General features: G+C 35.3%; 3 protein-coding genes. 1 reads left to right on the plus strand and 2 read right to left on the minus strand.

Annotated elements, in window-relative coordinates:
• Positions 1-649 precede the first annotated feature (649 nt).
• Positions 650-1042 carry a DUF302 domain-containing protein gene (locus VKY47_RS07280; RefSeq protein WP_324311628.1) on the minus strand — a complete coding sequence of 131 codons (393 nt, stop codon included), beginning with the start codon at positions 1040-1042 and terminating at the stop codon, positions 650-652.
• A gap of 54 nt (positions 1043-1096) precedes the next feature.
• Positions 1097-1741 carry a spermidine synthase gene (locus tag VKY47_RS07285; protein WP_324311629.1) on the minus strand — a complete coding sequence of 215 codons (645 nt, stop codon included), beginning with the start codon at positions 1739-1741 and terminating at the stop codon, positions 1097-1099.
• Between the two features lie 202 nt (positions 1742-1943).
• Between VKY47_RS07285 and VKY47_RS07290 the strand changes: the two genes are divergently transcribed.
• Positions 1944-2276: a single-stranded DNA-binding protein gene (locus tag VKY47_RS07290; RefSeq protein WP_324311630.1), complete on the plus strand. Its 333-nt coding sequence runs from the start codon at positions 1944-1946 to the stop codon at positions 2274-2276.
• Positions 2277-2497: the final 221 nt, after the last annotated feature.

The following is a 2497-nucleotide window of genomic DNA, read 5'->3' on the forward strand; positions in this document are numbered from 1 at the left end:
TTTCTTATCTATTCTACCTACTATTTTATCACCACATTCCGGACAGGCTTTCATTGTTTCACTTCTTTATTAATTATAATGTCATTAACAGATGCGTTGTTATAAAATAAATATACAGAATATTTTTTAGAAAGCTTGAAAACACATAAATATGGACTGATCCTAGCTATGGGATTATAAATAAGAAACATTGCGTTTTTAAGGCAATTTAACTTAGAAGCGACTCTGTAGTGACTCTGTAGTGACTCCGTAGTGACTCCGTAGTGACTCCGTGTGAACTAAATAAAAAAAACAGTGGTTCTCCCCTTTAATCGAAGAGGCAAGCAAGTATTAAAAAATAGTCCGGCGGTCTATTTTAGCGTGTGCTGAATCCGCCGATGGGCACACCGTTCGGATGAAAAACTTTAAAGGCGAACGTAAACTACATAAAACAACTTACCACCAAACAATTCCATGTCAAATCTCTCCACGTCTTAGCGCCTTTGCAAGAAACTAAATATCCCAACTCATAGCCAACAACCAATCCCATGTACAGAACTACAAACACCTCCAAGCCAAACCTCCTTCGCGTCTTGGCGCCTTTGCGAGAAACTAAATAACCCAAGAGATACGCCGTATAGTGTTCCCGTCAAAATCTCGATCGTGACCTTTACTTCAAACTAGCTATCACTTTTTTAAGTTTACTCTCAACATCCAAAGCAACCTGACCTAAGGCTTTGTTTTCTACAGATCCCATAGAAGCAATTGGATCTACGGCAGACACTTCAATAGAATTGTCTTTTAGTTTTTTTACAATAACATTGCAAGGTAGAAAAACACCAATATGCGGTTCGGATTTTATGGCTTCATACGCATGTTTGGGACTGCAAGCTCCTAAAATAACGTATGGATCGATATCTACATCTATTTTATTTTTAAGGGTGTCTTTAATGTTTATTTCACTTAACACACCAAATCCTTCTACCTTTAATGCTGCTTTTGTTTTAGTTATGGCCTCTTCAAAAGTGCTGTTTTTTAATATGGCTGAAAAAAAATAATCCATGATTCAAATATTATATGGTTAAATCTAAAATTACGAAAAATCTATCAGATAAACTTATAAAGAACTGGTTATAATTACTCTATTCGTGTTGTTCACCTTGTCGAAAACGGTTACTTTATAGACATGGGATTTTAAATAATCGATAACCGCTTCCAATGGGACGCTCATGGAACTTTCTAACGACGCATTAAAGAGAATGGCTCCAGAAGTGGATTTTCGTTTTAATAGAGTTTCCCAAAACGGAAGTTCAAGGAATTGCTGTGGCACTTGGGTATCTATAAATAAGTCAATAATGATCAAATCGAAGGTGGCTTGGGTTTTTTCTATGTACTGAATGGCATCGGAACAAATAATGTCTAATTGCTCATTATTCTGAAGTTGAAATTCATCTTTGGCAATCTGGATAATTACAGGATCGATTTCTATGGCAGTCATGTGTTCTTGATAGTTGAAATCTTTCCGAAGGGTTTGTATCACACTTCCACCTCCAAGTCCTAATAAAAGCACAGAATGCACCTTTGAGAGGTCTATTTTTTCCAAACCAAATTTTAAAATACGTTGTAAAGAGCCATAAGAATAGTTGGCATTTTTTGTATTTAAATGCTTTTTACCATTGTACCAGGTAATTTCTAGGGTTCCGTTAATATCCGATTCTATTTTCTTGATAATGGGATACAAATAGCTTGTAAGTCTCTTCATTACTGGTAAAGATAGGAATTAAAGTCGAGCAATTAATCGTTTACAAACGACTACAAGTAATTACAAACGAATTTAATTAGTTAATAACCGACTAACATTTGGAAGGGGTTGCATATTTGTATCGTTGAATTGACCGAATGATATTCAATAGTATTAACTGTTTAATCCGCTTGTCTTCGGGCAGGCTTTAAAATTTAAAATTATGAAAACGCTTAGAAACAAAGTACAGTTGATTGGAAGATTAGGACAAGATCCAGAAATTATCAATTTTGAAGATGGTACCAAAATGGCTAAATTCTCTATGGCCACAGACGACAGCTACAAAGACAAAAAAGGTCAAAAAGTAGAGCGCGCTTACTGGCACAACGTGGTAGTAAAAGGAGGCTTGGTTAAAGTGGTAGAAGAGTACATTACCAAAGGAAAGGAAATTGCAGTTGAAGGCAAATTAACAAACCGTTCTTGGGACGACAAAGACGGTAACAAACGCTATATCACCGAAATACTATGTAGCGAGTTACTGATGTTAAGTAAATAACATGTATAAATTATCTGATTAAAAGCGACTTAGGTCGCTTTTTTTATTTATTTTAGACAGAATAATCTTCCTTCCTAGTTAAATAGCAATCGTATTAATCTTTAAAATTTAATAGATATGCTAGGAGATACATTAAAAATTGCCTTGGGCGAACTCGGCCAAAAAGAAATTATTGGAGACAAGCACAACGAGCGCATTTTAGAATATCAAGAAACAACAGG

This window comes from Xanthomarina sp., from assembly GCF_035306705.1.
Taxonomy (GTDB): Bacteria; Bacteroidota; Bacteroidia; order Flavobacteriales; family Flavobacteriaceae; genus Xanthomarina.